The organism is bacterium (genome assembly GCA_024228115.1).
Taxonomy (GTDB): Bacteria; Myxococcota_A; UBA9160; order UBA9160; family UBA6930.
Genome location: JAAETT010000461.1, coordinates 1 through 5,646 on the forward strand (window position 1 = coordinate 1; position 5,646 = coordinate 5,646).

A 5,646-nucleotide genomic window follows, 5' to 3' on the forward strand; every position below is an offset into this window, starting at 1 on the left:
GCAGATCGATCCCGCAGGAGTGCATATGGCTGTTCGTGTAGAATCTCATCGGGTCTCCTTCTGAGCGGATGCTCTGTGTTATGTGCATCCAACCTACTCGATGGCCGAGTGGGTTCAGGAGGGGGCCTGGATGAGGATCAGAGCGCTTCGGCCAACAGCTCGATCGGGTGGGCGAGGCGTATGTTCAGGCCTCGGCTCCGCACGCCGGCCTCGAGTTGCATCAGGCAGCCGGGGTTTCCGGTCGCGATGACCTCGGGCTGGGCGGCTTCGAGAGCGTCCAGCTTGCGGGCCAGGACGGCTGCGGACATTTCCGGCTGGGTGAGGTTGTAGATGCCGGCGGCGCCGCAGCAACTGGCCGGATCGTCGTGCGCCACGAGTTCCAGTTCCGGGATGGATTCGAGGAGCCGCCGCGGAGCACCGGTGACGCCCTGACCGTGGACGAGATGGCAGGGGTCGTCGTAGACGACGCGCCTGGCGAGGGAACGCGGAGTTCCGCGCAGACCGACCTGGTCGAGGAACTCGCAGATGTCGCGCACCTGTCCCGCCAAGGGCGCACCCTCTTCACCGAGCCAGTGATCGAGCTCCCGGAGAACAGCGCCACAACCCGCCGAGTTCGAGATGACGGCGTCGATTTCTCCGGCCTGTCGAAATGCGACCACGTTCGCACGAGCGAGTTCTGCGGCGAATTCCCGTTCTCCTCCGTGGGCTTGCAGCGCGCCGCAGCAGCCCTGGCTGGCTGGCACGATGACCTCGAATCCCTGCTCGGCCAGCACCTCGACGGTTGCGCGATTCACGGGGCCGAACATCTCCGGCATGATGCAGCCTTCGAAGAAGGCGACGCGACCGCGTGGCTCGCCCCGGGCGGGGATGACCTCCGGCAGACGGCGACGCTCGGCGGCCGCGGGAACCTTCGGAAGCAGGCCATGCATCTCCCGCAACCGACGAGGCAGGAGCGGCAACACCAGACGGTCGAGGCCGATGCGCTGCACCACCGACAGTACGGCCGTCACTGCGCGCAGCACCTGCTTCCGTGGCACGACCTGGCGGAGCGCGAATCTCTCGATCCGCTTGGCCCAGCCGTGCCGAAGGCCTGCATCGTCGACGGCAGCGCGTGCATGCTCGAGCAGTGAACCGAAGGCCACGCCCGAGGGGCAGGCCGTCTCGCAGGCACGGCAGCCCAGGCAAAGATAGGCCTCCTCCGCGAAGGTGGCAGAGAGCGGAATCTCGCCTTCAGCAACCCCCCGCATCAGATAGACCCGGCCGCGCGGCGAGGAGGTTTCTCGACCCGTCACCCGGTAGGTCGGACAAGACGAGAGGCAGAGCCCGCAATGAACGCAGTCGAGGGTGCCCGGGTGGAGGGCTTCGAGGCCGCTGCCTGCCGTCATTCGCGCCCTCAGATCCGACCGGCGAAGCGGCCGGGGTTCAAGATGCCGGCGGGATCGTACTGGGCCTTGATGGCCGCCTGGAGGGGCCGCAACTCCGGGTTCTCGCCGAACAACTCCCGGCTCTCCCGGATTGCGAGCGGTGCGGCTTCGACCAGGAATCCTTCGCCCGCACGCTCTGCTGCAGCGAAGACCGCCTCATCGGCTGAGAATGCCCAGAAGAGGCCTCTGGCAGGATGGGCCAGGATCTCAGCCCCTGCCCGGCTGAGGCCGGCGACGCTCTCGGCCAACTGGCTCGGCCTGGCGGAAACGCGAACGCGCCCACCCGGATCCCCTCCTCGCATTCCCCGAACGACGCCCAATCCGGTCGGATCCGATGCGGTTGCTCCGTTCTGACAAACCAGATGCTCGGCATCCGCCGCCACCGCCGCAGCATCACCCGCCAGCTCGAGGAGCATGCCGGGGCCCGGCTTGGAGAGCTCCCGGGCCAGGCCCGCAGAGAGCCAGGCGGCGGCCCGTGCGCTGGGCAACCGGGCGGGCTCGACCGCCAGGCTCGGATCCGCCGCCGGCACCCACCAGCAGCCCGTCTTCTCGGGAGCCGGCAGTAGACGAATCCACGCCGCTTCGATCACGCCCAGGGTGCCGAGGGAGCCCAGGTAGAGTTTTGCCAGGTCGTAGCCGGTGACGTTCTTCACGACCCGCCCCCCACAACGCACGCGCTCGCCGGTCGCGAGAACGATCTCGAGGCCGAGCACCACATCCCGAGGATGGCCGAAGCAGAAGCCGGGCGACGCGGTGGCGAGGCAGCCGCCCAGGGTTGAGCTTGGTGAAACGGGATCGAACGGAAGCTCCCAGGCGCCCCCGGTTTCTTTGCGAACATGTTCGCTGAGTGAAAAAACCAGAGCACCCGCAGGCAGATGCGCCACTCCGTCCTCGGCATCGACCTCCACTTCACCGAGCAGGCCAGTCGTCTCCAACAGGATCCGAGCGCGGGGCATCGGATGGCCGAGAGCGTCCCAGCTCCCGCTCCCTCGCACGATCGCCGAAGCCTCGCCCGCCGCCAGCAAGCGCAGCGCGGTGGCGAGTTCCTCACCGCTTCGGGGGAACACCCGGCCGTCCAATCCGGGCGACGAGCCGACCCGATCCTCGCCGAGTTCGCGCCTCAAGGCAGCTAGGACGCTCACTCGAGCGGCACCTGGTCGTAGCCGCGCGCCTTCGGGTTGGCCTCGAAGCAGAAGCGCGTCGTCGGAAAGAGCTTGCCGGGATTGCAGGTGAGGGTGGGATCGAACGCCGCGCGCAGCTTCTTCATCGCATCGAGATCGTCGTCGGAGAAGACGAGCCCCATGTAATCGCGCTTCTCGGTGCCAATGCCATGCTCGCCGCTGATCACCCCGCCGGCTTCGACGCAAAGCCGCAGGATCTCCGCGCCGGCCTTCTGCACGCGGGCCAATTCGTCTGCGTCTCGCCGATCGAAGGAGATGTTCGGATGCAGATTCCCATCCCCGGCGTGGAAGACGTTCGAGAGCCGAAGGCCGTGCCGATCCCCGATGGCGCAGACCGCCTCCAGGATCTCAGGCAGCTTCCGCCGCGGAACGACGGCATCGTTCACGTAGAGGTCCGGGGCCAGCCTGCCCATCGCGCCAAAAGCCCCCTTCCGGGCCCGCCAGAAGCGCTGACGCTCTTCTTCATCGCGGGCCACCTGCACCTCGTTGGCGCCCTCAGCGAGCGCCAACGCCTGGGTTCGCTCGGCCTGAACGCCGACGGCCACATCCGGCCCGTCCAGCTCCATGATCAGGACGGCCCCGGCGTCGGTCGGCAGCCCGGCGGCATAGACGCTGGCCTCCACGGCTTCGATCGTTCGGCGGTCGACGATCTCCATCGCGGCGGGTACCAGGCCGCTTCGGATGATCGCGCCAACCGCCCGACACGCAGAAACCACATCGGGGAAGATCCCGAGCAGGGTCTCGGTTCGCTCTGGGATCGGAGCCAGCCTCACGGTCACCTCGGTCACGATGCCGAGCGTCCCCTCGCTGCCGACCACCGCTCCCACGAGGTCGTAGCCGGCAGGCCAGCCCGTCGGTGAACCGAGCCGTACGACGTTCCCGTCCGGCAGGACCAGCTCGAGTGCCAGCACATGGTTCGTGGTGGTGCCGTACTTCAGCGTATGCGGCCCGCCCGAATTTTCGGCGACATTGCCGCCCAGGGTGCAGGCCTGCTGGCTGGACGGATCGGGGGCGTAGAAGAGACCGTGTTGCAGCACCGCCTTCGACAGGTCGGCGTTCACCACACCGGGCTGCACGACGGCAAACCGATCGCCCGGCTCGACGCGAAGAATGCGATTCATCCGGGCGCACTCGATGATCACGCCGTCGGCGAGCGCCAGCGCACCCCCGGACAGGCCGGTGCCTGCACCCCGCGGCACGAACGGAACCTCGTGCTTGCGGCATGCCTTCACGACCCGGACCACCTCCTCCGTGGTCGAGGGCAGGACGACCGCCCGCGGTCTGGCCGAATGATGGGTGAGCCCATCCGCTTCGTAGACGAAGAGCTCTTCAAGTCGGGTCAGGACCTGATCGGCACCGACCACATCACGCAGGCAGGCTTCGAGAGATGACGAGTTCGACCTGGGCCCCATATCGTTTCGTTGGCTCTGCGGTGGGTTGTGCGAAGCGGCGACCCGCAGAGGGTAGCGGAGAAGATCATGAGGCCTTCCGCGGGCAGCCGATGGGTTGGTACCCTCCCTCGGGATGGAACGGGATCTCCGCGGAGAAATCCTCTGAGCGTCTTCGAAAGCGATCCGCCGATCGTCAGCTGGGAGACACGGGAACTCCCCGATGCATGGCCGGACGCTCTCTCCTTGCGTCGTGTCCGGAGTCTCTTGCGGGTTGCCCGGCGCATCCTCCGTGGGCCTCATAGCCAGGTCACCCTTCCCGACTCACTACCCGGAGCCGATCGCATTCCTCGCTATGCGCTCCAGGAATTCCACAACCTTCCCAACGGGAACTACTCGAAGCACGTCACCCATGGCTACGGCAGGGGCTTCGACATCGTCATGCTCGGGGTAATGGGGAGCCGTCGTCAGTCCATCGCCGAGGAACTGGCCCATTGCCGCAGCGTTCTCGATCTCGGTTGCGGAGCCGGTCATGCCGCGGGCGCCATCCTCGAGCGCGGCGTCGAGGATGTCTGGGGACTCGATCCTTCGCCCTACCTGCTGCAGCACGCTGCGCGCGGATACCCTGGCGTCCGATTCGTCCAGGGTGTGGCCGAAGAGACCGGATTCCCCGACGAACGCTTCGACGGCGTGTGCGCCTGCTTCCTCTTCCACGAGCTACCGCCTCGTGTGATCGAAAAGGCCCTGGCGGAGTGTCATCGCATCCTGCAGCCCGGCGGAAGACTCGTGATCACCGAACCGGGCCGCGAGCATTGGAAGGCGCCGGTCCTGCCCTTGATCCGCCGGTACGGGTGGCAAGGTCTCTACTTCCGCAGCCTGGCCAGCCTGGTCTACGAGCCCTTCCTCGCCGCGTTCCATCGGGACGGACTCGCAGGTGTCCTGGAGCGTCAAGGCTTTTCGGAGATCCGCGCCGAGAACGAATTCCCGACCACGCGCTGGACGGCGATCCGCCGTTGAGCCCAGCTTCTGGAGCGGCCTCTGTGCTCCCCCACCCCCGATGCTAGGATCCGCGCGCACCTCCTAGCCCGACCCGCGGCAAGCCCGACTGGAAGACCCATCCATGAGTGACGAACCGGAATTCGACCTGAAGGCGTTGCTGGGCATCGTCGAAAAAGAGAAGTCCGAACCGACTCCCTTTGCCAAGAGCGTGGCCGGGGCCCTGGAGAAGGCGATCGCCTCCATGCGGGCCGAGGGCGTGATCGAGGTCGAGGACGCCAATGTCGAGCCGCTCGTGGCTGAGGTCACCAACGCCGCGCTCGATTCGAGCTCCTTGAAGCGGCTGCTCCTGCGCGTAGTGAAGACGCTCATCCACAGCGAACTCGTCGAAGAGGTCTACGGCACGGACGAGGAGATCTCAGCCTCGCTTCGCCCGTTCCTGGATGCTGTCTAGGCCGAGTACCGTTCAGTTTTGTCTCGCGGCTTGTTGATCAAGAAGGACAACGGCCCGCTTCGGGACTAGTCCCTTGTATCGACCAAAGGCGGAAGTGTTGTCATGCTAAGCACTGCGTCCCCCGCAGCCAATCGGTTCTCGCCGTGTCGCGGGCCGATTCATGGGGCCCGTATGTCGAAGAAGCGGTATCGGATTGACTTGAC

5 protein-coding genes are annotated in these 5,646 nt (G+C 66.6%); 2 read left to right on the forward strand and 3 right to left on the reverse strand.

Features of this window, described 5'->3' with window-relative positions:
• Window positions 1-137: 137 nt before the first annotated feature.
• The 3 genes from GY937_19895 to GY937_19905 are packed head-to-tail and all read right to left on the reverse strand — an operon-like array spanning window position 138 to window position 4,017.
• Window positions 138-1,385 (reverse strand): (Fe-S)-binding protein, encoded by a 1,248-nt coding sequence (locus tag GY937_19895; protein ID MCP5058972.1) that lies wholly within the window; start codon window positions 1,383-1,385, stop codon window positions 138-140.
• An 8-nt stretch (window positions 1,386-1,393) separates the two neighbouring features.
• Window positions 1,394-2,566, reverse strand: coding sequence for an FAD-binding oxidoreductase (locus GY937_19900; protein MCP5058973.1), 1,173 nt, complete (start codon window positions 2,564-2,566; stop codon window positions 1,394-1,396).
• Window positions 2,563-4,017, reverse strand: a complete 1,455-nt coding sequence (locus GY937_19905) for an FAD-binding protein (GenBank protein MCP5058974.1) — start codon at window positions 4,015-4,017, stop codon at window positions 2,563-2,565. The genes GY937_19900 and GY937_19905 overlap by 4 nt, the downstream gene beginning before the upstream one ends.
• A 66-nt stretch (window positions 4,018-4,083) precedes the next feature.
• On the opposite strand from GY937_19905, the gene GY937_19910 reads away from it, so the two are divergent.
• Entirely contained in the window at window positions 4,084-5,010 is a 927-nt protein-coding gene (locus tag GY937_19910; GenBank protein ID MCP5058975.1) for a class I SAM-dependent methyltransferase, read from the forward strand.
• Window positions 5,011-5,113: 103 nt separating this feature from the next.
• Entirely contained in the window at window positions 5,114-5,443 is a 330-nt protein-coding gene (locus GY937_19915) for a hypothetical protein (GenBank protein ID MCP5058976.1), read from the forward strand.
• Window positions 5,444-5,646 lie beyond the last annotated feature (203 nt).